The following is a 22439-nucleotide window of genomic DNA, read 5'->3' as shown; positions in this document are numbered from 1 at the left end:
TTATTTTTACGCTAACTGAACTGTATTGAAATATAAACCATTGATAGAAGCGCACAGCGGTGTTCTTCTCAAATTTGCAGGTAGGTGTGAATCCCCAATCTTTAATTTTAGAAAATCTGCCCATAGGTAATTTATAACACCACGCTCTTACAACTAAACTTATAAAATAACGGCTAATTTTTATGTAAATCGCTATATGGTAGATATCTATATTATTGACCTACTTGTGATTGGTCTACTTTTACTAATGGTCACATTAGGGTCAGGTTGGATTGCTCGTTTACCTCTTTCTTTTGCCCTGATCTACCTCCTAGTTGGTATTTTGCTGGGTCCTTACGCCTTTGGGCTGATTCAATTACGTCGAGATGAAGTTTTTAATGCCGAAGTACTGGAAAGAATAACAGAACTTGTAGTAATTATTTCTGTATTTAGTTGCGGCTTAAGAATTGTTCGTCCTCTAAGGTTGAAGACTTGGGATATTACAGCCCGATTAATTGTATTTCTGATGCCAATTTCAATTTTTGCTTTGGCTGTTGTGGGTAAATTATTTTTAGGAATGAATTGGGGAGAAGCAATTTTATTAGGAGCAATTCTTGCACCGACTGATCCAGTATTAGCATCAGAAGTACAATTGACCGATATAAACGACCAAGATGAGTTGAGATTTGGTTTAACTTCTGAAGGTGGGTTAAATGATGCTTTAGCTTTTCCCTTCGTCTATTTTGGTCTTCATGCATTAGAAAATGATCACTGGGAAAGCTGGTTTAAACAGTGGATTGCAGTTGATTTAATTTGGGCGATCGCAGCTGGTATTGTTATGGGAATTGTTGTTGCCAAATCTATAGTTTGGATTGAACAAAGAATCCAAAAACGCCGTGCTACTGATGAATTAATGGAAGATTTTGTTGCTATTAGCACAATTTTCCTAACTTATTCCTTAACAGAAATGGTGAATGGCTACGGGTTTCTAGCAGTATTTGTTGCTGGGTTAGTTGTTCAACGCAGTTACAGAAATCCTGAAAAGCCGCTAGCACAATTGGAATTTGTTGAGCAAATTGAAAAGCTGCTGGAAGTTGGGACAATTTTACTGTTGGGTTCAATATTGTTATTACAGCCAATGCTCAAGTATGCTGGGCAATCTTTGTTAGTGATAATTTTGTTATTCTTGATAATCAGACCTGTAGGAGTTTGGATTAGCACAATAGGTAAACCTCCTTTAGAGTCACATCGCCGTACCTTGCACCCAGGAACTCGGTTATTATTTGGATGGTTTGGGATTCGCGGTGTTGGTTCTTTATATTATCTTGCCTATGCGTTTGGTCATGACTTAAAAGGTGAAACAGGCGAACAAATTGGTTGGATAACTTACACTACTATTGTAGTTTCGGTGATTGTGCATGGAATTAGTACAACTCCATTAATGAAGTGGTATGAGCGCAATCTTGCTAATGAGAGAAAGATTACTCCTCGCGCCACAATAGATGAATTTGAGTAAAAGCAATTTTTGTAAGGTGCATTATCGCCGAGAGTACGACACCATCAATAATTTAAGGTGCATTAGCCTTTGGCATAACACACCCTACAATTTAAATTTATAAACCCGATTGTCAAACTGGAGAGAGGCTTTGTAGCTTACTTTGCGTCCCTTGGTGGGAAAGAGTTAAAGATTAGGTTTACTATTTCCTATTTACCTGTCACCTTTTCAATAACTTCTTTAGCTTTTTCACCAAAACTTTCTTGGGGCTTTCCTTCTTGTTCAGCCTTTAAATTCCTTTCGTAAGCCTTCTCTATAGTATTAAGGTCTTTTGAATCTTTTATTGCTTCCTCATAAGCTTCTTCTCGTTCTTCTTCTTGAACACCAACACCTGGGTCATATTCGTTAGCACGATTAATTTTTTCTTGAGAATTTGGTTTATACTCTCGCGGTATTAGCTTTAATTCTTCAAGAGTAGTTGCATAACTAGCTTGCTGAACGAAAATGAAAGAACCTGACAAGCTGATGAAAATAATTAAACCAACAACCAAAAAGCTTGAACGTAATGCTTGCTTTAAAGTTAATAAAATTTTTTGCACAAAAAAACGCTCCTATTGTTATGAGCCGTGGTGATGTATAAATATATTCAATATTTCAGGCTCACAGGCATCCTAAGTGTTTGCGTACAGTTTTTACTTCTACCGCAAGGTATATTAATTTTTACCTATAGTAAGGGCGTACATTTGTACGCCCCCACCTCTGTATTTGAATATTTCGTAAAATCGGATGAAATTCTCACTCAGTGTGCTTAACTCAAGTGCATTAATTTATAACCAACTATGATTAATTTTAATTCCTCGGCTTTGCATTACTTCTTCAAATAAATTTGTTGGTAGCGCTTCTTCCACAGCAAAAACACCTGGTTTTTTGAGTTTACCTTCTAGCAATAACTGGGCAATACTACCTGTGCCGCAACCAGAAGCTACTGCTGTATTTTCATGCACTACAGTTGAACAATAAACGGCTGTTTCACCATCTTTTTGCCCTGTAACTTCTGAACGAACTGCTACACCAATTCCAGTAAAATTATTAGTAACATCTGTCATTGAATGGCTGACATGAGACAGAAATTCAATCATGTAACGACGCTGCATTAGCCACTTGGGAAAAATATGTGCAGCAATCCAAGTTAGGTGATTGTAAAAATCGGGAACAGAGCCAAACTTAGTAATTACAGTTTTTACTGATGGGAAAGCTTTGGGCAGTGTAAAAGTTTCTGGCATATCAAACCAGTAAACTCCACTGCGTCCATAGGGAGGTGGAAACTCAACTACTTCTCTTTCACTATAAGGCTTGATTATCTGCCATTTTCCATCTATCCAAGTCTCAAAAGGATACTGCAACCCAAGAAAAGTTGTCCGCATCACTGTAATCCCAGCACCGCCAGAACCGGAAACTAAATAACTTAAATGGATTTTTTCTGATTTATCAAATTGTTCAACACCCTGACGCACCATGCTATTAGAAATACCAGGAAAAATGCCAGTATTAATAATTGCTGTCACGCCAGCAGCAGCAGCTTTTTCACTAAAATTGAGAGCTTTGCTGGTATAAGAACGATGGTCACTAACATCTACATAATTAACACCTTGAGCAATACAGGTTTCAAGAACATTAGTATCTCGATAGTGAAATGGGCCAGCACAGTGGATGACTAAGTTAGAGTTTGCGATCGCATCTCGTAACTTGTCAACTTCTGCCAAGTCCAATACCAAAAACTGTACTTGTCCTCCTGAAGATAAGCTAACAGCCTTCCCAAACTCCGCAGAACGTCCAGTAATCGTAATTTGTGCCTGCGTATGGGTAGCGAGATCCTGAGCAACACTGCTACCAATCCGCCCTCGTCCACCAAGAATTAAAACGCTGTCTGTCATTACTCCAGCATTCGCAACAATAACTTAATTTGACCAGTTTTGTGTCCTGTTTGCCATCGGTTACAAGTATGACTTGCCTGCTAAGGAAGGAGGAGTTTTGGCATTAAGCCCAGAACCGGATACTGTTGGCAAATTAGTATGAAGTCTAACCCATCAGCTCCAATGCATCTTAATTTCTTTGATTTCAATGCGTTTCAACGTACTTTAGCATTGTCGATGACTATTTTACAACCGGACTGCGAGTCACGCATTGGCTCGGCGACACGGTGCAAAAATATCACCGCACGGTCGAAGACTATTTCCATCTCCTCAATAAAGCTGGATTTATCATTGAGGATCTGCGTAAAACGCATCCCCTTGTTTTTGATTCTTGCAGCACGCAAGCCCGTATAACCCAAGCGTATGCCTTAATCTATCGCACATTCTGCAGGTGCGTTCGGAAAATGCTGTATTTTTAAAAATGAAGTAAATGCTGCATTTTTGAAGCATGAAAGCATCACCATTAAATATAACAGTACAAGATATTGACCACTGCGGTATAGTAGCAGGAATATGTGACTTTTCAACTGAAAATTTGAATTGTTTTGATGTACGAGCTGTTAATATTGGGTCATGCTTTATAGCTGCTGAAATGCTTATAGGATAAGCATTTTTCGCAGTTGTTGACCTCCTTTTTTATCTCTTTATGAGAAATCAGGGTTATGTATGAGTCATTTTGGCAGATCAGTGCAAGCCAAAATTTTTGTAGGCCCTTATTTTGGCAAAAATATTATTTGTACAACTTATTTTTATATTAATGCTTTATGCAATTTCTAATATTTCTCGTTTCATTCATTAGCGCAATCATTTTTGCTGTCATTGCATTTCGCGCGTCTCGCGCGAGAAATCAGTTCATCAAAGTGTGGGGTATAGCACTCAGTACTTTCTTCTTAGTGCTTGTTGCAGCGTCGGTCATCCAAAATCTGTATAGACTGATCCAGTTCAATCTACCGCGTACGAATCCGGCTCTTACCTCCCATATAAGCGGTTCTTTTCCAATCGGAAATTTTGTTTTATCTTTTGCCGAAAATGGGCAGACGCCTGCGCTCCTGGTAAGGCACGCGACAGAACCGAAACGGCTGCTCTCAAGCATCCCGAATGTTGCATTTGTGGGTGCGGCGACGGGACAGGCAAATATAAGTGAATTTGGCATACCTGAAGGATCTTTTTCGGTGAAAGACAAAATTATCTCTTCATGTGCAGCACAAACCCTGGATACTATCGAAGTGAGCAACACAGGGCTGGTCTTGCATGGGACGCTCACCGGACAAGGCTGCACAGTCAATTATCCTTTGACTTTTACACCGATCGCAGCAAATCAATTGCAATTTAAACTGCAATTGGAGGGTGCGGGGGCAGCCGCAATAAATCGAATTTATCTGCATGGAGCATCCGAGGCAGACGAACACTTCTTCGGATTTGGGGGACAACTCACGGATTTTGATCAAAACTGATTAATACTGTAACTAATTAGCCGGACATGATATCACTAATAATTAATTACGATAGCGGAATTAGATGAACCTAATCTAGTTTTTCCGCCTCAATTTGCCTGACTACCGTTAGCGCCGAATAACTCACCCCAGCAGTACCTTCCCCTGGATGGGTAGAATCACCAACTAACCATAAATGCTGGATGGGTGTACGATTGGCGAACCCAAAGGGGCCAAAGGTGGGTATTCTTTGACCAATACCGCCAACTATACCGCGATCGCGGGCTGTGAAATGAGCAAAGGTGCGCGGTGTTGCCGCTTCTTGATGAATAATCGTTTCTGGTTTGAGATAGAAGTATTGGGCAAGACGAGCGATCGCTTCTTGGGTAAACTTTTCTTTTAGTCCTTCATAATCTTCAGTCTGCCACCACTGTGCAGGATCGACAAACGAAGAAGCAATAATTGTCGCTTTCCCTTCCGGTGCGCGGCCATCTCCAGGATGACTGACGGAAACAAATAAAGAATTATTCTCGCCAATGGGGCCATTGACATCGTACATAAATTGCAGGTGGGGAGGGCATTCAGGCGGAATCGCGCTGCCATCTACACCCAAATACACCACAAACGCGCCCGATGCTTGGGGCAATTTTTCCACCCGGTTTTTATATCCAGATGGCGCTTGTTCTCCCAATAACTGTACCAAGTTTTGCACGGTGACATTGCTAACTATATGGTCGGCGGCTTCTGTCCAGACTTCGCCAGTTTTTTGATTTCTAACTACAACAGCAGTAGCTTTACCGTTTTCTACTTTGATTTGTTCTACAGTGTGGCGCATCAACAATTTGCCGCCATCTCTTTCTAAAGATTGTACCAGGCGATCGCTTAATACTTGCATACTTCCCTGGAGGTGAAACAATCCTTGGGGCAGTTGGGATACACTCAACGCTGTGGCTGCATAGAGTAATGCTGTTTGTTCTGCATTAACTTGAGAATACAACTTCAGTTGCAAATCTAAAAAAGTTCTTAGTCGTTGGTTATTTCCCAGTCCACACAACCGTAAAGCATCTTCTACCGTAAACAACGTAAAGGGTACAGTGATTAATGTACTGGGACGTACCGCTTGCGTTAGTTGCCACAAATCCCATAAATTACGTGGTGGTAGCACCGGATCGCGTCCTTGAAATTCCCAACTGGCATCAAATAAAGTTGCCATCAATTGCCAAAACGGTTCGCTACCGGGGAACTGTTTTTGTCGTTCCTCTTGCCATTTCTCTTGGTTGCGCCAGACATTAATCGGTGTGCTTTCCCCAGGTAAATACACCGCACAAGCAGGATCACAAGGCGTTGCTGGCGGTAAATCTATTGACAATTCGGAGAAAATGCGGTGGTGAATTCCCCCTGGTTCCAACCCCGCCACCTGAGTTGCACCTACATCAAAGGTAAATCCCTGCCGTTTAAACGTCGAAGCACAGCCTCCTGGTACAAGGGCCTGCTCCAAAATTAAGACGCTGTAACCTCTATGAGCTAATAATGCTCCAGCAGTCAGTCCACCTATTCCTGCACCAATAATGACGACATGAGAGTTACTTTTGTCAAGAAAAATGCTGGACATTGATTAGTTTATTTAAAATTCTTAATACTTTTACTTATAATTCTACCTTAATCTCAAAGTTAAATAGAGACCTAACCCCCAACCCCAACCCTTGTAGCGTTGGGGAATAAGATTTAAAACTTCTCTCCTTTTAGGAGCTATGGTGTACACACAAGTCGAATTACTCCCCTTAATCTCCCCTTGTAAAACGAATTACCCCCCTTAATCCCCCCTTTCCAAGGGGGGAAACTAGAAATACAGTTTCCTCCCCTTGGAAAGGGGAGGGTTAGGGAGGGGTAAAACTTAGGCTTAAACTCAGATGAGTGAACTGTTTCAGACTTATGTGTACACCGTAGCCTTTTAGGAGAGAGGAATGAAAGAGAGGTCAAAGTGAATCACGGGCGAATCACCCTAAACCCAAAAAATTTGAAATCAACGGCAATAGATTGCTGCATTGTTCAACCAACTTTGTAGCACTGGGTAAACTAGAAATTGTCCCTTTCAAAATCTTCATAGCCGTTTTCGCCGCCTTTTGCATCGCCCCCTCTTGAGGACTTTTCCCCGCTTCTGCTAAAGCTTTCACTTGTTCTAATGCTTCAGCTTTATCTTCTTGCGGTAAATTTGTATCAGCCTCAATCGCTGCTTGCAATTGCGTCAACAATTCCTTAATTCCCGGTTTCTCAGGTTCGGGAGACGTTGGTAACTGGTTAATGGTATTCGTTACCGTACCGCTAATATCACCCAAATTTAAAGCTTGTCCACTAGCATTAAAGTCTCTGCCAACACTGCCAATTTCAATTTTACGGCTAGCATCATTGCTATTAGTCATATTTTTATTCTCTACTTTATTGTCAACTTGAACATTAATAGATTGCTTTGCTAACAACATAATCATCTCTGGAATCTTTGCACTTTGTTGGCGATGAAAAGCTATATCCTCTTCTTTAGCTTGTAATAATGCTTTATATTTTTCTTCTACAGCTTGCAATGCCAGTTGATAACTTTGTGCAAAATCACTATGAATCTTTTCTTTATCAGCACCATCAGATACACCAACTTTAACGACTACTACGCCATCACCTTTATTTTCAATACTCTGTAGAGCTAATTCTGTGTCTTCATTTTGATTTTGTACTGTTTGGAAGGCGTTAACAAAAGCTTTCCAGTCGATACCATCACGGAAAATTAAATCAACAGTATTTAAAACCTCTTCAAATAGCTTGGTAAATTCTCTTGGTTGAAACTCGCCACTATTAGGACGGCGTTCGCGGTCGTCTGTTTCAGGCTTGGGATATTCTAAAAGATAGATAAAGCGACAATCTATATTATCTAATTTAGTTGTACTTTCAATATTCCACGCTTCCACACAAGCACCTGTCATTTGGGCGCTGGTGAAGTTAGTACCTACAGCTTGAGTTAAAGTCAGGTTTGCCCCTTCTAAACAAGCTCCTTGAAAGGTGGCTTCACTAATATAAGCGTCTTTTAGATTCGCTTCTTTTAAATCTGCACCTATCAGGTTAGCGCCTTTCAGGTTTGCACGAGCATAAGATTTTCCTCGACCATTACCAGTGACGAGTAATTTTATAACAGCTAACTTAATTAATATGGTGTCGTCAACTCTGGCAAAGTCAAGTTTTTTTGCTTCATAAAAACGGGTGCGTGTTAGGTTTGCTTTTCTAAAATCTGTGTTTTTCAGGATTGCACCAGTAAAATCAGCATCGGTTAAATCGGCATTGCGGAAGCTAGTTCCACCTGTCGCAGCAAAGGCGAGAGCAAATGAGCGAATCCAAGCATCTTTTTCATCTCCCGTTAAACTACGCCAGCCAATGTAAGCGCTAAATAATGTAAAGGCTCCGGCGAAGGCTACGGCTCCGGCTCCGGCGAAGGCGAAGGCTATGGCTCCGGCTATGGCAAAGGCGAAGGCGAAGGCTCCGGCTATGGCTCCGGCTATGGCTCCGGCTATGGCTCCGACGAAGGCGAAGGCTATGGCGAAGGCTATGGCTCCGGCTATGGCTATGGCTCCGGCTATGGCTCCGGCGAAGGCGAAGGCGAAGGCGAAGGCTCCGGCTACTAAACCTGCTGTTAGACTCTTACGAATGGTAATAATAAAAAAAACCAGTATCACAATTAGGGAAACTATCCCGATGATGACGTTTTGAGTGCTTTTGATATCAAAAATATATGCGATTATTAAACCAACAAAGATTGAGAAAAGCCCTGATATTACCGATAGCAGCCATGAGGCTATAAGCAACCCAATAGTCCAATGTCGCTGTAGTCCAGCCTTACCACCTGTGAAGTCAGCATCTTTAAGAATCGCGTTGGTAAAGTTTGCTCCTCTAATATCTGCCTTGCTAAAGTTTGCCCCAGTCAGGTTTTGACCTTTAAAAGAGCGACCTCGGAGATTTTGACCGGAGTAGTCTGGCGGCATAATTCGTAATTCGTAATATTTCGACTGCGCTCAATACAAGTTCGTAATTCGTAATTCGTAATTAAGAAAGTCAGATAAAATCTAGGTTTGGGGGTTTTGATCTGGTGACGGATTTTAGAGAATTGGTATCACTGAGATTTTATACAAGTTTGCTGTGCAATATTTCGGATTTTGGCAAAATAAGGAAAATACAAAAATTTTGGATGCAACACGCGGTATAGGCGCATGACTGTGCGCCCTTACCTTTGAATGCTTAAGTTATCATCAGCAATATTTAAGTTGCTGTCACTATACTTAAGCTGTAGTTATTAATATTGCAACTGTAGCGGTCTAACTCGTGACGGGAGCGGTCTACCTCGTAACGGGAGCGGTTCCCCAAGTTATGGGAGCGGTCTACCTCGTGACGGGAGCGGTTCCCCAAGTTATGGGAGCAGTCTACCTCGTGACGGGAGCGGTTCCCCAAGTTATGGGAGCGGTCTACCTCGTGACGGAAGCGGTTCCCCAAGTTATGGGAGCGGTCTACCTCGTGACGGGAGCAGTTCCCCAAGTTATGGGAGCGGTCTACCTCGTGACGGGAGCGATATCTCTCGTGATTTCCAGGCAAAACAAAGTATGCGCCATCAAGTTGTGCTTGCCAACTTAGTGTTTTGACCGAATTCAGCCGAATCACTCACTGGTTCTGAATACAAAGCAAACAACTCACTCAAAACTTTTTCCCCTGCAATTTCTCCAAGGCTGGTAAATCGTTCTAGCTTGCTTTTACAATGACTTTACTATCAAGCGTTGCATTGCTTACATCCATACCAGGCGATCGCTGTCTTTATTCCCCTATATAGTATACAAAGATTACTCTCTACATCTCTACTTACCAATTAGATACATTGAGCGACAATGCACAGATTATACGTTTGACGCTCAAAGAATTGGATCGAGTTGCACCGAATTCAATCATACTTATCGTTAACAATAAGAGTGAATGTACTTACACGCGGATTGCGTAGGCGTAGCCCGCACTTCTCTACGAGACGCTGCGCGAACGACTGCGCCCTTCTCTACGAGAGGCTTCGCCTTAAGCGTAGCTATGCCGCAGGCTTTACGGCTACGCTCAGGACAGGCTCAGTGACCGTTGTAGACATCGCTACTTGGAAAGCGACTGAATGCTCCCATAAGACGTTCATGCTTATGTGATTGGAGAGCATGGAGACAGTAAATTTGTCGTTTGGTCTAGTGCATTTATTGGGGGAATTCCGTTAACTGAATTTCCCACACTACAAGGAGCAACGCTAGAACAAATTCAGCAAGAGTACGCACATGTTAACTCGTAAACGAGGCTATAACATTTTTGAACGCAAAGGAAATACTAGCTATGGTATATCAACAGCAGTTTGTCAGTTAGTTTATACCATCCTGCGAGATGAAATGCAAATATTTCCAGTATCGGTGAGAGCAGATTATAACTTTTTGTAAAGATTGCATAGGAAAACACGTAAAGTTATCTGCTTGATATTGAGAAATTAATAGAGGTTTCCTTTAAGGATGAAATTATATGTCAGTATCAGCTTTTTTAGACCTGTCTAAAACTTTTTTCCTCAACAGCTTACTAGGAGCTAATCAGACAATTTATTTAGATTTCGACGGAAATATCACCTCTGGTACTTCCTGGAACACAAGTAAACGTCCGGCTAACATTATCACCCCTGCCTTCGACCTCGACGGCGATACAGCATTCTTTAGCTCGGCTGAACTTGAAAGAATTCAGTATATCTGGCAGCGCGTCGCTGAGGATTTCAGCCCGTTTAATGTTAATGTCACAACGCAAGCTCCAGCAGATATTAACGATCTGATTAAGAGCGGCAGTGATGATACTCGCTGGGGGGTGCGTGTTGCGATCGGCGGTAGCAGTTACGATTGGTATGGTGAAGGACTGGGAGGAGTCGCCAAAGTTGGTTCTTTCAACTGGAATAGTGATACTCCTGCCTTTGTTTTTGCTAAAAATATGATAAACGGTGATGAGAAGGATACGGCTGATGGTATCTCTCATGAAGTAGGTCATACGCTGGGACTCGACCATGATGGACGAATAACCCCTGCTGAAGAATACTACGAAGGACATGGTAGTGGAGAGACTGGCTGGGCACCGATCATGGGAACAGCGTATTACCAGGAGCTAACCCAGTGGAGTAAAGGCGAGTATGCTTCTGCTAACAATACTGAGGATGATTTGCAAATTATTACCACTCAAAATGGGTTCACCTACCGAGCTGATGATTGCGGTGATACAATTGCGACAGCAAAGCTACTAACCATTTCTAGTACGTCTATCACTGATAGTGGCATCATTGAGCGCAATACAGATGTAGATTTTTATAGTTTTGTCACAGATACTGGTCTAATTAGCTTGATAGTGAATCCTTCGAGTCGAGGGCCAAACTTAGACATTTTGGCAGAACTATACAATTCTGCTGGTACCTTAATTGCATCGTCCAATCCAACAGATTTACTATCTGCAAGTATTACAACAAATGTTGTTGCTGGAAATTATTACCTCAAAATTGATGGTATAGGAAAAGAAGATCCTCTTTCAACTGGCTACACGGATTACGGCAGTTTGGGGCAGTACTCTATCAGTGGTACTTTAAACTTTCCTAATATCCAGCGATGGGCAACTGGCCAAGGCAATTTTTGGGATGCTCAAAAATGGTTAGTCGGCGATTTTAACGCAGATGGGAAAGATGATTTAGTCAACGTCTTCGATGATAATGGGGGTTTAGCTAATATCGATACTCACTTATCTAATGGTAAGAGTTTTGATATCCAGCGATGGGCAACTGGTCAAGGCAATTTTTGGGATGCTCAAAAATGGCTAGTCGGCGATTTTAACGCAGATGGAAAAGATGATTTAGTCAATGTCTTCAATGATAATGGGGGTCTAGCCAATATTGATACTCACTTATCTAATGGTGAGAGTTTTGATATCCAGCGATGGGCAACTGGTCAAGGCGGGTTTGAGGATACTCAAAAATGGCTAGTCGGCGATTTTAATGGAGATGGAAAAGATGATTTAGTCAACGTCTTCAATGATGGAGGTCTAGCTGATATCGATACTCACTTATCTAATGGTAAGAGTTTTGATATCCAGCGATGGGCAACTGGTCAAGGCAATTTTTGGGATGCTCAAAAATGGCTAGTTGGTGATTTTAACGGAGATGGGAAAGATGATTTAGTCAACGTCTTCAATGATAATGGGGGTCTAGCCAATATTGATATTCACTTATCTAATGGTAAAAGTTTTGATATCCAGCGATGGGCAACTGGTCAAGGCAATTTTTGGGATGCTCAAAAATGGCTAGTTGGCGATTTTAACGCAGATGGGAAAGATGATTTAGTCAACGTCTTCAATGATAATGGGGGTCTAGCCAATATCGATATTCACTTATCTAATGGTGAGAGTTTTAGTATCCAGCGATTGGCAACTGGCCAAGGCGGGTTTGTGGATACTCAAAAATGGCTAGTCGGCGATTTTAACGCAGACGGGAAAAATGATTTAGTCAACGTCTTCAATGATAATAGGGGTCTAGCTAATATTGATACTAATATTTGGTCTTGAGCCAAGACAGGTTTTTGATTACACAAGGAACTAGACTTTGAGATAAAATTGATAGCCAATAGGACTTGAGATAAGTTTGCCTTGTGGTATGATTACTTACTTAGTGTCGTTGGCAAGCGCAATGTTAAAGTTATTGTTCTTGCTGCCATAAATGAAGCCATTGATAACCATAGTAGATGACTATTATGGAAATACCAAGCTATGATGGCTAATGGAATAAAACCGATCGCTGTAGCTTGCAGCATAGCTTGGCGAAGTATATGACCTTGAGTTAGCCCTAAAAAATAACCGTCTAGTGCATAAGCAATCGAACCAAATCCTAAAACTGGTAGTAACCAAGGAATATAAGAACGCAAATTATTGATAATTTCAGTATGATTAGTCAATACTCTTAAGAGTAATTCTGGAGCAAAGATAAATACAGCAGCAAAGGTTAACCCAATAATTAAACTGCTGATTAGAGAAATTTGTAACAGTTGTTTTAAAGAAATAGTATTACCACTACCTTGATAAATTCCTGCCAAACTTTCAGTAGCGAATGCCAAACCATCAATAAAATATGCTGCCAAGCCCACGATTTGCATCAGTACAGTATTTGCTGCTAGAATTTCAGTTCCTAAAATTGAACTCAAGTTAGTAAACATCGCCATTGTCGAGATCAAGACAAAAGTCCGAATAATAATTTCACCATTGAGCATTAAGGCTGACTTGAAGGCGGACAGGTCAAATAGTTTTTTGTTGAAAGTGCGTATTTGTCTAAATGAAATTTCTTGAGAACATAGCAAAATACCTACCATGAGCATGAAATATTGACTGATAGCTGTTGCTAAACCTGCTCCTCTACTTTGCCATCCCCATTGAACAATAAACAAATAATCAAGTAAGACATTTGCACAGTTACTAACGGCTGAAAGCAACAATACTTTACTACTTTTCGCCTGTCCCAGAAACCAACCAATCAAGACAAAGTTAATTAGCGTTGCTGGCGCACCCCAAACTAAAGCATTATAAAACTCAACACCAGATTTTTTCACTTCTAACGTTGCACTTAGAATTGCAAACCCCAACAATTGTAAAGGTTGTTGCAGTATAAGAATAATAAGTCCTAATATCAATGCTAAAATTCCATGCTGTAAACCAATCAACACAACTGATTGATTATCTTTACGTCCTATTGCCTGTGCAACCATTCCAGTTGTACCCATGCGTAAGAAACCGAATGTCCAATAAATGTAATTGAACAGAATTGTTGCTAGTGCCACACCTGCTAAATGACGAATTTCTGTTAAATGACCTAAAAACATTACATCTAACAGTCCAGCCAACGGAACCATTAAATTTGAAAGTACATTTACTGAGGCAAGTTTGAAAAAATGACGAATGAATGCCGAACTTGGAGCCAAAATAAGTAAAATTATCGAATTTATTGAACAATACTATATTAATGCAACCATCCAAAACGAGTTTAATTTCTCCATTGCTAACCTATAAAAGGTGAGTTTGAATCAAAATTGAATAGATATCTGGAGAATTGAAGCGTGTTTGAGTATTCACGCAGCTCAGGGCAACACTGAGTAGACCGAAAACTTCTGCGTTAGTGTAAAGCCTACGGCATAGCTTCGCTTACCGCGCAGCGTTTTGCAGGAAAGCTCACCGTTGGCGTAGCCTCTGGTAGAGAAGGTAAGCTGTTCCACATTTAATTTGCATATAGCATATATTGGGCGGGCGAGACGCCCACCCCACAATAAATGTACAATTTTAGATTATGCAAACTAGATGTAGTTTAGCTTATCGCTGTGTGATAAATACCTGCAAATCTGATTGTTAGCTCAAAAACAGTATTATTTAATACATTTATTCAAAGCGACGGAAAACCTATCCCTGGACTTCGTCTTTCTACGCACTCCGTGGGTGGACGAGGTTGTTCTCCCCGTCGCTTGGACCAAGCAGAACATTGGCCAAACAGGTAGTTTCTTGCTGATGCCCAAAAACTCCACAGAGCAAGTGGCGTGGAGTTTTTTTTCTCCCAGACATCAGCTTTTTTCCATTCTTCCAAAAACGGTATCGTACACTACTATTTTTTAGGGAGCGCATATTAGTAATATCAATGTTAGCGCCAGTATAATTAACCTGGGCTTATCCAACTTACAAAGTTGGTCATTAACATTACAATGTTTCTTCTTAATGTTGTAATGTTGGTCATCAATATTACAATGTTTCTTCTTAATGTTGTAATGTTGGTCATCAATATTACAATGTTTCTTCTTAATGTTGTAATGTTATTGATTAGTATTACAACGTTTGTTATCAACACTCAAGCTTTTGTAAATAATGTTGAAGTTTTTGTCACCACACTTCAACCTGGATTTCTCACAAGTGAGAAATCCAGGTTCCTCTCCATCATCCAGCACCAACTCTACTGATGACTCTGCGGCAATTTTAAAAGGAGGATTATAAAATCCTGCTAGTGCAAGTAAGGGAGACACCACTAACAACATCACTGTCCCATATAACAAATCACCTTCAGCGCGGTGATATAAATATCTGCGCTGAAGTACATCTAGGGATATTTTTTCAGCTTCAGTAATTTCAGGTAAGCTTTCAGACCACTCTGGGAAAGCTCGTTTTCAATTCGGACTAAACCGAAACGAGTATGGGCATCGGTTAAACTGGTAATCGCTCCATGATTGCTACTGTCTGTGTCATGGCTTTTCTACCTTCCTGTGTATGCAAAACCCAGCCTTCGGGTGTTATGGCTTTTTTTACCTTTATATATAATGTGAAATTATTTGATTTTTTCTTCAACTAGAACTACTACAATTACTATTGATGCTAGATAATGGGAAAGCTTTGACATTTTCTTCCCAATCTAGCCCGGAAACAATAACTAAGACTTATGCGAACTCACTATTGCGGCGAACTCCGAAAAGAACATATTGGAGAAACAGTTACCTTTTACGGATGGGTAGACCGTCGCCGCGATCACGGTGGTGTGATATTTTTAGATTTACGCGATCGCTCTGGAATTGTCCAAATCGTCAGCGATCCGCAACGCACCCCAGATTCTTACGAACAGGCGAATGCCCTACGAAATGAATATGTTGTCGAAATCACTGGTAGGGTAACACAACGTCCCGAAGAATCGTTGAATACCCGCATCCCAACAGGCGAGGTAGAAATCTACGCTGATAAAATTCAACTCCTGAATGCTGTTGGCAAACAGTTACCTTTCCAAGTTTCCGTAGTTGACACCGAGACAGTGCGGGAAGACTTACGGCTGAAATATCGTTATTTGGATTTGCGACGCGAACGCATGGCGCAAAATTTGCAACTGCGTCATCAAATTGTCAAAGCCATGCGTCGTTATCTGGAAGATTTGGAAGGTTTTATCGAAGTCGAAACCCCAATACTTACCCGTTCAACCCCAGAAGGGGCGCGGGATTATGTTCTACCCAGCCGCGTCAATCCTGGTGAATGGTATGCTTTGCCGCAATCACCCCAGCTATTTAAACAATTGCTGATGGTATCCGGCTTAGATAGATATTATCAGATAGCCCGTTGCTTTCGTGATGAAGATTTACGTGCCGACAGACAACCAGAATTTACCCAGTTGGACATGGAAATGAGCTTCATGTCCCAAGAAGAAATCATCGAACTGAATGAGAATTTAGTTTGCCATATCTTCAAAATGGTTAAAGGCGTTGAGTTACAGCGTCCTTTCCCCCGCCTCACTTACGCTGAGGGGATGGAACGCTACGGTAGTGATAAACCAGATACCCGTTATGGTTTGGAATTAGTTGATGTCTCAAATATCGTCAAAGACTCTAGTTTCAAAGTCTTTCGGGACACTGTTATCAATGGTGGTATCGTCAAAATCTTACCCATTCCCAACGGTAACGATGTAATTTCTAATGTCCGCATTAAACCAGGCGGCGACTTATTTAAAGAAGCCAGCGAAGCCGGTGCTAGAGGTTTAGCTTATATCCGCGTCAGAGATGATGGCGAAATTGACACCATTGGTGCGATAAAAGATAACCTCAGTGAAGAACAAAAAGCAGAAATTTTACGTCGTACAGGTGCAAAAGCTGGACATTTGCTATTGTTTGGGGCTGGTGATGCTGGTACAGTTAATAAGACATTAGATAGATTACGGCAAGTGATCGCTAGAGAATTTGGCTTAATCGATCCAGAAAAAATCAACTTACTCTGGATTACAGATTTCCCGATGTTCGAGTGGAATGCTGACGAAAAGCGTCTAGAAGCACTCCACCACCCATTTACAGCACCCCATCCTGATGATTTGAGCGACTTAAAAACTGCACGCGCTCAAGCTTACGACTTAGTACTCAACGGCGTAGAAGTTGGCGGCGGAAGTCTGCGGATTTATCAGCGAGAAATTCAACAGCAAGTGTTTGAAGCGATCGGTTTATCTTCAGAAGAAGCAAAAAATAAATTTGGCTTTCTCTTGGAAGCATTTGAATATGGTACACCACCGCATGGTGGCATTGCCTACGGTTTAGATCGTTTGGTAATGTTGCTAGCTGGCGAAGAATCCATTCGAGATGTCATTGCTTTTCCGAAGACACAACAAGCACGTTGTTTGTTAACAGATGCACCTTCGAGTGTAGATGCTAAACAGTTGAAAGAATTGTACGTTGCTTCGATTTATAAACCAAAGTCTTAGTAAACTAGGGAATAGTTACGAGCCTTAGGTGTTGAACCGGAAGTGTAAAGGTGGAGAATGGGGAATATGAGAGACGCGATTAATAGCGTCTCTACTGGGGAGTGGGGTAATTTAATTAATTGAAAAGGCTGTAAGAGCGAAATTGTCAGGAAATACCTTAAATACAAAAAAAACCCGCCGTAGCGGGTTACACAACAAACTAAGAACATTGAAAATTTGGTTTAGCTAGAATACCTCATCTCAGCTTCCAGTTGATGAATCAGCTGTTCGTCACCTTTTGCTCTAGCTACTTGCAAGCGATGTTCTAGGCTTTTTTGAATATTCTCTCTGTGAGCTTCTTGTGTCTTTCTGGCACTTTGTAGTCTACTTTGATTCATAGTGATTACCCTCTTTAATTTTTTGCTTTATATCTTGTATTCTTAACATAACACATATTTTGTAGCTGTTGCTACAGAATTTTCTTAGTTTATGTATGTTTTAGCAAAAACATGTTTCAGAGGCATATAGGTCAACAGTCACTTGTGACTTTAGTGAGCGATTTCGGCGATCGCGATGTTTATGTAGGCATAATGAAAGGTGTTATATTCCAAATCAATCCCAGACTGACGGTGGTAGACTTAACGCACCAAATTCCGCCGCAAGACATAGCCGCAGCCAGGTTTTCCCTGATGAATGCTTATTCCTATTTCCCTGTTGGAACAGTGCATGTTGCAGTAGTAGATCCGGGTGTAGGAAGCAAGCGACGAGCGATCGCAGTAGAATTTGCTCAAGGGTTTCTCGTCGGCCCAGATAATGGTATATTCAGTGGGGTACTCAGTCAAAGTCCAGCGATCGCAGCCGTTGAACTAACAAATCTTAACTATTGGCGAACTTCTCAACCAAGCATGACTTTTCACGGTAGAGATATCTTTGCACCAGTGGGAGCTAGTCTTGCTAGTGGTATTCCCCTCAAACAGCTAGGACAAGAAATTGATCCAGCAAGTTTGGTAAAACTGGATATAGGCGAGTGCAAGCAAACAACCACTGGTGTAGTGGGTTGCATTCAATATATTGACCACTTTGGCAACTTAGTGAGCAACATTGCAGGGAGTTACGTACAAGGCAAAACTTGGTGTGTGCAAGTCGCTGGATTGAGTATACCAGGCTGTGAAACTTACAGTGATGTCAAGGTGGGAGAGATAATAGCTTTAGTTGGCAGTCACGGCTGGGTAGAAATTGCCATTAATAGCGGCAATGCTCACTCAAAGTTGCAGTTAGATTGGCAAGAAACGCTTCAAGTTGTGCTAAGTTAAATACTGCACCTAGTCAGTGCTACATCAAGAGAAACATCAAAAGCAATATCTCCGATGGGCTATTCGGCGTCGCACTTTTCCCTAAAGTCCCAAAAGGTGATGGAATATGTCGTCGCATTATCAATTTTTTAGATACGATACTTTCAGTGAGCTTTCCTGCGGAACGCTGCGCGGTAAGCGAAGCTATGCCGTAGGCTTTACGCTAACGCAGAACTTTTCAGTCTACTGATTTTAATTTCTGCATTTTATACCTCAGTTACTTGCAAAGTGCTGTAAGTCTTTAACCGGACACATATTACTTCTGAATTCTAAATACTGCTGTAATTAAACAACCACAAAATTGTTTTCGGTTAGTGAAACTCCACCAAATAGTTGTGCAAATTGTATTTGAGAAAAACTACCCCCACTACCATCTCGGTCAAAGTACAGCGCACCTGTGGTGAAGTCATAGATAAATCGTTGAGTGCAAGTGGTTGCAGATGTTCCAATAGTAAACTGATTTGCCTTAAGTGAACCGATTGATAATCTGCAATCAAAACCAGCAGCCGATACTTGAATAACTTCATTGGTCGCGTTGAAGCCATAAAGACTATCAATGCCTTCATTAAAACTATTGAAAACAAAGGTATCAGTACCAGATCCTCCTATTAGGGTGTCATTCCCAGTGCCACCGTTGAGGGTGTTATTGCCTAACGCACCAGAGGCACTAAGAGAATCATTACCATTCCCTCCAGAGACTACGTTATTACCACTTGAATTGTCAATATTCAACGTATCATTACCAGCGCCACCGTCGAGGGTGTTATTGCCGGATGCCTCACGATACACTTCTGGGAGTCCGCCGTTGTATCCGTAACCGCCAGAGGTACTAAGAGAATCATTGCCATCGCCTCCAGAGAGTACGTTATTACCTGTTGAATACCCAATATCCAACGTATCTTTACCATCGCCTCCAGAGAGTACGTTATTACCTGTTGAATAGTCAATATTTAACGTATCATTACCAGCGCCACCGTCGAGGGTGTTATTGCCAGGAACAATGTCATAATATCTACCCTGCTCTATCTGGAAGAAGCCATAACTAAAGAGAGAATCGTTACCATCGTCACCATTGAGCAAGTTATTGCCTGATGAAGAGTTAGCATACAAGCGATCATCACCAGCGCCACCGTTGAGGGTGTTATTACCTTCGGAGGGAATAAGGTATGGACCACTATCGCCTACCAATAGATAACTGGTGTCAAGAGTATCGTCACCAGCATCACCATTAAGCAGGTTATCGCCTTCTGAACCCTGAACACTCAAGTCATCATCACCAGCGCCACCGTTGAGGGTGTTATTGGCTGATGAAGTATATGGTCTAAAGCCGAAGGCGTCGGGGTCATATTGATACCCACCGATTGAGAAATTATCATTGCCATCGCCACCAACGAACAGGTTACCCTTGGTTTCAATTATATTTGCCATAACTTTTACCTGACTCAATCAATTTTTTCACTACTTTTGCAATCAATTCAATTCTCAAATTGCTGTTAGTGGTATTTGAAATCAAGCTTGAATGCTTAAGAGGATGTTTAGCACTCCAGAAGTTTACTTTCCCTCTATTTTTATCTCTAGCTTGAGCAGGCGAGTTTTATGCAAAAGTGAATTATTTTTACAAGACTTTACATCTTCTTACTGAGAAATCCGGGTAGCAAGTCAGGTTAACGGCAAAAGAATACATCTTGAAACGCGATCGCCTTACCCTCCTCCCCCAACCCCTTCTCCCAAAATTGGGAGAAGGAGAGCCAATTTCAAAGCTTTGGCAAGGTGGGGTGCAATGACTATGGGAATCATAACTAATTACCCAGACATGATATAAAAGAATGTGGCAAACAATATTCTTTAACTATATTCATCCCAAACCACTGGAAAAGAATAATCTGAAACCGCCGATAAATCAGGATTTTCGCTGCGGGTTTCTTCATCAAGAACTTTGACGACTTTGTTATAAATGTCTTGTGCTTGTTGCGGGGAATCACCAATACTGGTTAATCCCAATTTGCCAAACTGCGAAAGGCAACCCATCAGATGAAACACTGTACCTGTTTCTGTACCACTGTCAAAGTGCAGTCTGTGTTCAGCAATAATATCCATCAAATCATTAGGTAATAATCCTTGATAGCGCTCTTTTTGCAGATTATCAGTGGCAATGTAATATTTTGGACGACCTTGCTGACTATAAAATAAACCCGTGGAAAGGTCATAGCGGCCGTTCGTTAATAATTTCAAGGTCATGAATGGATGAGTTGTACCGCCTTTACGCAGGTTAATTTCGATCGCCTGAAGATCCCACTCTTTGTTACCTTTGTCAACGGCAATAAAATCTACACCAAATCGCTCTAAAGTGCCTTTCTCTGCTAACTTTCTCCCAACTTGTAACCCCAATTGCTGTAATTGCAACCGATAGCTTTCATCAGCCGGAAAGCGACAACCAAGATATATCTGACCGTCTGGGCCTCCGAGAATTTGGTCATGGGTTGAAAGGATTTCCACTTCGCCATTGGGTGTGATCCTTCCTTGGACGCTGGGCGATCGCTTAATTTCCCCTTCCACAAATGCTTCGGCGATTCCCCCTAATTCAGGAAGTCTTCCAGAAAAATTGTCCCAAGTTTCTTGTTTTGCTTGAAAGCGCATTGTTGAGAAGCGATCGCTAATTGCTGCTACCCTTTGGGCATGAGTCCCTTTATCGGGTGCTACATTCTCAATTGGTCTAAAATCTAGCAGCGCATTCCCTTCTCCAGAAATGCCTTCGTTGAGTTTCACTACTACCCGTTTTAATGTCGGTTGGCGTTCCCACAAATCACTAGTAGCTTCTGCCAAATCTGTGTGGTTCCAAACTTTTTCGCTGCCATCTGGACAAGGTACTCCACTTTCGGCAAAGATTTGCCGACTGCCACTTTTTGTCCCCCAAATCTGTAAATCTGGTGCAGCAGCATACAGTGGTACACCCAATTTTACAGATAATTCGCCTTCCCAGTACGAAGAGTTGTAGCAGATCATAAATGATTTATCGAGCCTCAAAGCCTGATGAATCCGCGTTAGCAGGCGGGGGCGTTCTAGAATTTTTTGACTCAGAGGCTTAAGGGAGGAATCGTAAGTAGAAAGTAGCAGCAAACGGTTGCGAGCATGAGAAAAGGGAATTCCTGGCAATAGTTGCAAATAATAATCAATGATACTAGGATGCAACGGTACTGATGTTACATAAACCAGCCGAGTTCGGGGATTCTGTAACCTAATTAAAGAAAATAGTAATCTTTCTTCATAATGTTCGCAGCCTTCGATTTTTTGGAGTTCGCGCTGGTCGATACTCAGGGAGGGAATAATTAAAATATCCGCTTCATTATTGTCAAATGACTCGCTCGTTTTCCAGCGATCGCTCAGGGTTAATTGTAAGTGGTGAAACTTTTCAACTTGCTCTGACTCAGAAATATTTAGTATTGCCATAATCCCTACCCTCTAATAATCTCAATGTAGCGCACCATGGGGGCTTTTGGGCTATTATGCAAACTAGTCGTCAAATACCTTTTAGTCTGCAACAAGACAACTATGTATATATCAGTCTAAATAAATATTAACATTAACTAAAATCGATGCTATTAAAGTAAGTATTTTTGCAACCACGAAGTCAGAAAGTATAAATATTGATTTCCATTTAGCGAAAATGGTTCATTTCTTGAGGTATAATCAATGATTATAGATTAATTGAGTAATTTTATTAACTTTAATTTATTTAATTTATTTTACCTCTTAAGGTTGAGCAAATTTCAGCTTATTTTACCTCTATAGAATGATAAACTACAGCGATATAATAGTTAACTTAAAAGCAGATGAAAAGCATAAATTATTTGTCCTATGAAAGTTATGTACTTGTTTTTTGTGATTAGGTGAATAGTGTGTGTAAAGTGTAAGGAT

The 22439-nt window shown here is 41.2% G+C and carries 18 protein-coding genes; 7 read left to right on the top strand and 11 right to left on the bottom strand.

Annotated elements, in window-relative coordinates; translation table 11 throughout:
- Window positions 1-196: 196 nt before the first annotated feature.
- Window positions 197-1495, top strand: a complete 1299-nt coding sequence (locus tag V7L20_RS09840) for a cation:proton antiporter (protein ID WP_334743893.1) — start codon at window positions 197-199, stop codon at window positions 1493-1495.
- Window positions 1496-1683: 188 nt separating this feature from the next.
- Here the strand turns inward: V7L20_RS09840 and V7L20_RS09835 are convergent, their stop codons facing one another.
- From V7L20_RS09835 to V7L20_RS09825, 3 genes are all read right to left on the bottom strand, one after another.
- Window positions 1684-2073, bottom strand: coding sequence for a hypothetical protein (locus tag V7L20_RS09835; protein ID WP_334743892.1), 390 nt, complete (start codon window positions 2071-2073; stop codon window positions 1684-1686).
- Between the two features lie 228 nt (window positions 2074-2301).
- Window positions 2302-3408, bottom strand: a complete 1107-nt coding sequence (locus tag V7L20_RS09830; RefSeq protein WP_334743891.1) for a saccharopine dehydrogenase family protein — start codon at window positions 3406-3408, stop codon at window positions 2302-2304.
- Between the two features lie 194 nt (window positions 3409-3602).
- Window positions 3603-3806, bottom strand: a complete 204-nt coding sequence (locus V7L20_RS09825; RefSeq protein WP_334743890.1) for a hypothetical protein — start codon at window positions 3804-3806, stop codon at window positions 3603-3605.
- A 750-nt stretch (window positions 3807-4556) separates the two neighbouring features.
- On the opposite strand from V7L20_RS09825, the gene V7L20_RS09820 reads away from it, so the two are divergent.
- Window positions 4557-4901, top strand: coding sequence for a hypothetical protein (locus tag V7L20_RS09820; RefSeq protein ID WP_334743889.1), 345 nt, complete (start codon window positions 4557-4559; stop codon window positions 4899-4901).
- Between the two features lie 70 nt (window positions 4902-4971).
- Here V7L20_RS09820 and crtD read toward each other — a convergent pair whose 3' ends face one another.
- From crtD to V7L20_RS09805, 3 genes are all read right to left on the bottom strand, one after another.
- Window positions 4972-6492, bottom strand: a complete 1521-nt coding sequence (crtD, locus tag V7L20_RS09815) for a C-3',4' desaturase CrtD (RefSeq protein ID WP_334743888.1) — start codon at window positions 6490-6492, stop codon at window positions 4972-4974.
- A gap of 385 nt (window positions 6493-6877) precedes the next feature.
- Window positions 6878-8902: a pentapeptide repeat-containing protein gene (locus V7L20_RS09810; RefSeq protein WP_334743887.1), complete on the bottom strand. Its 2025-nt coding sequence runs from the start codon at window positions 8900-8902 to the stop codon at window positions 6878-6880.
- Window positions 8903-9176: 274 nt separating this feature from the next.
- Window positions 9177-9572 carry a hypothetical protein gene (locus tag V7L20_RS09805; protein ID WP_334743886.1) on the bottom strand — a complete coding sequence of 132 codons (396 nt, stop codon included), beginning with the start codon at window positions 9570-9572 and terminating at the stop codon, window positions 9177-9179.
- A 514-nt stretch (window positions 9573-10086) separates the two neighbouring features.
- On the opposite strand from V7L20_RS09805, the gene V7L20_RS32585 reads away from it, so the two are divergent.
- The 3 genes from V7L20_RS32585 to V7L20_RS09795 all read left to right on the top strand — a co-directional run bounded on the left by V7L20_RS32585 (window position 10087) and on the right by V7L20_RS09795 (window position 12509).
- The gene (locus V7L20_RS32585; RefSeq protein WP_442943520.1) at window positions 10087-10227 is read left to right on the top strand and encodes a hypothetical protein; all 141 of its coding nucleotides are present in this window, start codon (window positions 10087-10089) and stop codon (window positions 10225-10227) included.
- The gene (locus V7L20_RS09800; protein ID WP_334743885.1) at window positions 10214-10369 is read left to right on the top strand and encodes a hypothetical protein; all 156 of its coding nucleotides are present in this window, start codon (window positions 10214-10216) and stop codon (window positions 10367-10369) included. The genes V7L20_RS32585 and V7L20_RS09800 overlap by 14 nt, the downstream gene beginning before the upstream one ends.
- A gap of 79 nt (window positions 10370-10448) precedes the next feature.
- Window positions 10449-12509 (top strand): FG-GAP repeat domain-containing protein, encoded by a 2061-nt coding sequence (locus V7L20_RS09795; protein WP_334743884.1) that lies wholly within the window; start codon window positions 10449-10451, stop codon window positions 12507-12509.
- A 92-nt stretch (window positions 12510-12601) separates the two neighbouring features.
- On the opposite strand, the gene gntT is transcribed toward V7L20_RS09795, so the two are convergent.
- Window positions 12602-13843, bottom strand: coding sequence for a guanitoxin biosynthesis MATE family efflux transporter GntT (gntT, locus tag V7L20_RS09790; RefSeq protein ID WP_442943519.1), 1242 nt, complete (start codon window positions 13841-13843; stop codon window positions 12602-12604).
- Between the two features lie 945 nt (window positions 13844-14788).
- The gene (locus tag V7L20_RS09785) at window positions 14789-15025 is read right to left on the bottom strand and encodes a hypothetical protein (protein WP_334743882.1); all 237 of its coding nucleotides are present in this window, start codon (window positions 15023-15025) and stop codon (window positions 14789-14791) included.
- A 380-nt stretch (window positions 15026-15405) separates the two neighbouring features.
- Here V7L20_RS09785 and aspS point away from each other — a divergent pair, with 380 nt between their 5' ends.
- On the top strand, window positions 15406-17193 hold the full coding sequence (aspS, locus tag V7L20_RS09780; protein WP_334743881.1) for an aspartate--tRNA ligase: 1788 nt from the start codon (window positions 15406-15408) through the stop codon (window positions 17191-17193).
- Window positions 17194-17414: 221 nt separating this feature from the next.
- On the opposite strand, the gene pirA is transcribed toward aspS, so the two are convergent.
- Window positions 17415-17570, bottom strand: a complete 156-nt coding sequence (gene pirA, locus V7L20_RS09775) for an arginine synthesis PII-interacting regulator PirA (RefSeq protein ID WP_334743880.1) — start codon at window positions 17568-17570, stop codon at window positions 17415-17417.
- Window positions 17571-17681: 111 nt separating this feature from the next.
- Here pirA and V7L20_RS09770 point away from each other — a divergent pair, with 111 nt between their 5' ends.
- Window positions 17682-18485: an SAM hydrolase/SAM-dependent halogenase family protein gene (locus tag V7L20_RS09770; protein ID WP_334743879.1), complete on the top strand. Its 804-nt coding sequence runs from the start codon at window positions 17682-17684 to the stop codon at window positions 18483-18485.
- A 324-nt stretch (window positions 18486-18809) separates the two neighbouring features.
- Here V7L20_RS09770 and V7L20_RS09765 read toward each other — a convergent pair whose 3' ends face one another.
- Window positions 18810-19952: a calcium-binding protein gene (locus V7L20_RS09765; RefSeq protein ID WP_334743878.1), complete on the bottom strand. Its 1143-nt coding sequence runs from the start codon at window positions 19950-19952 to the stop codon at window positions 18810-18812.
- A gap of 417 nt (window positions 19953-20369) precedes the next feature.
- Window positions 20370-21971 carry a peptide ligase PGM1-related protein gene (locus V7L20_RS09760; RefSeq protein ID WP_334743877.1) on the bottom strand — a complete coding sequence of 534 codons (1602 nt, stop codon included), beginning with the start codon at window positions 21969-21971 and terminating at the stop codon, window positions 20370-20372.
- Between the last annotated feature and the right edge of the window lie 468 nt (window positions 21972-22439).

This window comes from Nostoc sp. (genome assembly GCF_036916735.1).
GTDB lineage: Bacteria > Cyanobacteriota > Cyanobacteriia > Cyanobacteriales > Nostocaceae > Nostoc.
The sequence above is the reverse complement of the archived record's forward strand: the minus strand, read 5'-3'. Positions and strand labels throughout refer to the sequence as shown.

Excerpts from the sequence above, each read along its gene's own strand:
- aspS (WP_334743881.1), top strand. The coding sequence starts at position 15,406 with ATGCGAACTCACTATTGCGGCGAACTCCGAAAAGAACATATTGGAGAA.
- pirA (WP_334743880.1), bottom strand. The coding sequence starts at position 17,570 with ATGAATCAAAGTAGACTACAAAGTGCCAGAAAGACACAAGAAGCTCAC.
- crtD (WP_334743888.1), bottom strand. The coding sequence starts at position 6,492 with ATGTCCAGCATTTTTCTTGACAAAAGTAACTCTCATGTCGTCATTATT.
- V7L20_RS09800 (WP_334743885.1), top strand. The coding sequence starts at position 10,214 with ATGTTAACTCGTAAACGAGGCTATAACATTTTTGAACGCAAAGGAAAT.
- V7L20_RS09830 (WP_334743891.1), bottom strand. The coding sequence starts at position 3,408 with ATGACAGACAGCGTTTTAATTCTTGGTGGACGAGGGCGGATTGGTAGC.
- V7L20_RS09760 (WP_334743877.1), bottom strand. The coding sequence starts at position 21,971 with ATGGCAATACTAAATATTTCTGAGTCAGAGCAAGTTGAAAAGTTTCAC.
- V7L20_RS09795 (WP_334743884.1), top strand. The coding sequence starts at position 10,449 with ATGTCAGTATCAGCTTTTTTAGACCTGTCTAAAACTTTTTTCCTCAAC.
- V7L20_RS09810 (WP_334743887.1), bottom strand. The coding sequence starts at position 8,902 with ATGCCGCCAGACTACTCCGGTCAAAATCTCCGAGGTCGCTCTTTTAAA.
- V7L20_RS09770 (WP_334743879.1), top strand. The coding sequence starts at position 17,682 with ATGTTTCAGAGGCATATAGGTCAACAGTCACTTGTGACTTTAGTGAGC.
- gntT (WP_442943519.1), bottom strand. The coding sequence starts at position 13,843 with ATGGTTCCGTTGGCTGGACTGTTAGATGTAATGTTTTTAGGTCATTTA.
- V7L20_RS09765 (WP_334743878.1), bottom strand. The coding sequence starts at position 19,952 with ATGGCAAATATAATTGAAACCAAGGGTAACCTGTTCGTTGGTGGCGAT.
- V7L20_RS09840 (WP_334743893.1), top strand. The coding sequence starts at position 197 with ATGGTAGATATCTATATTATTGACCTACTTGTGATTGGTCTACTTTTA.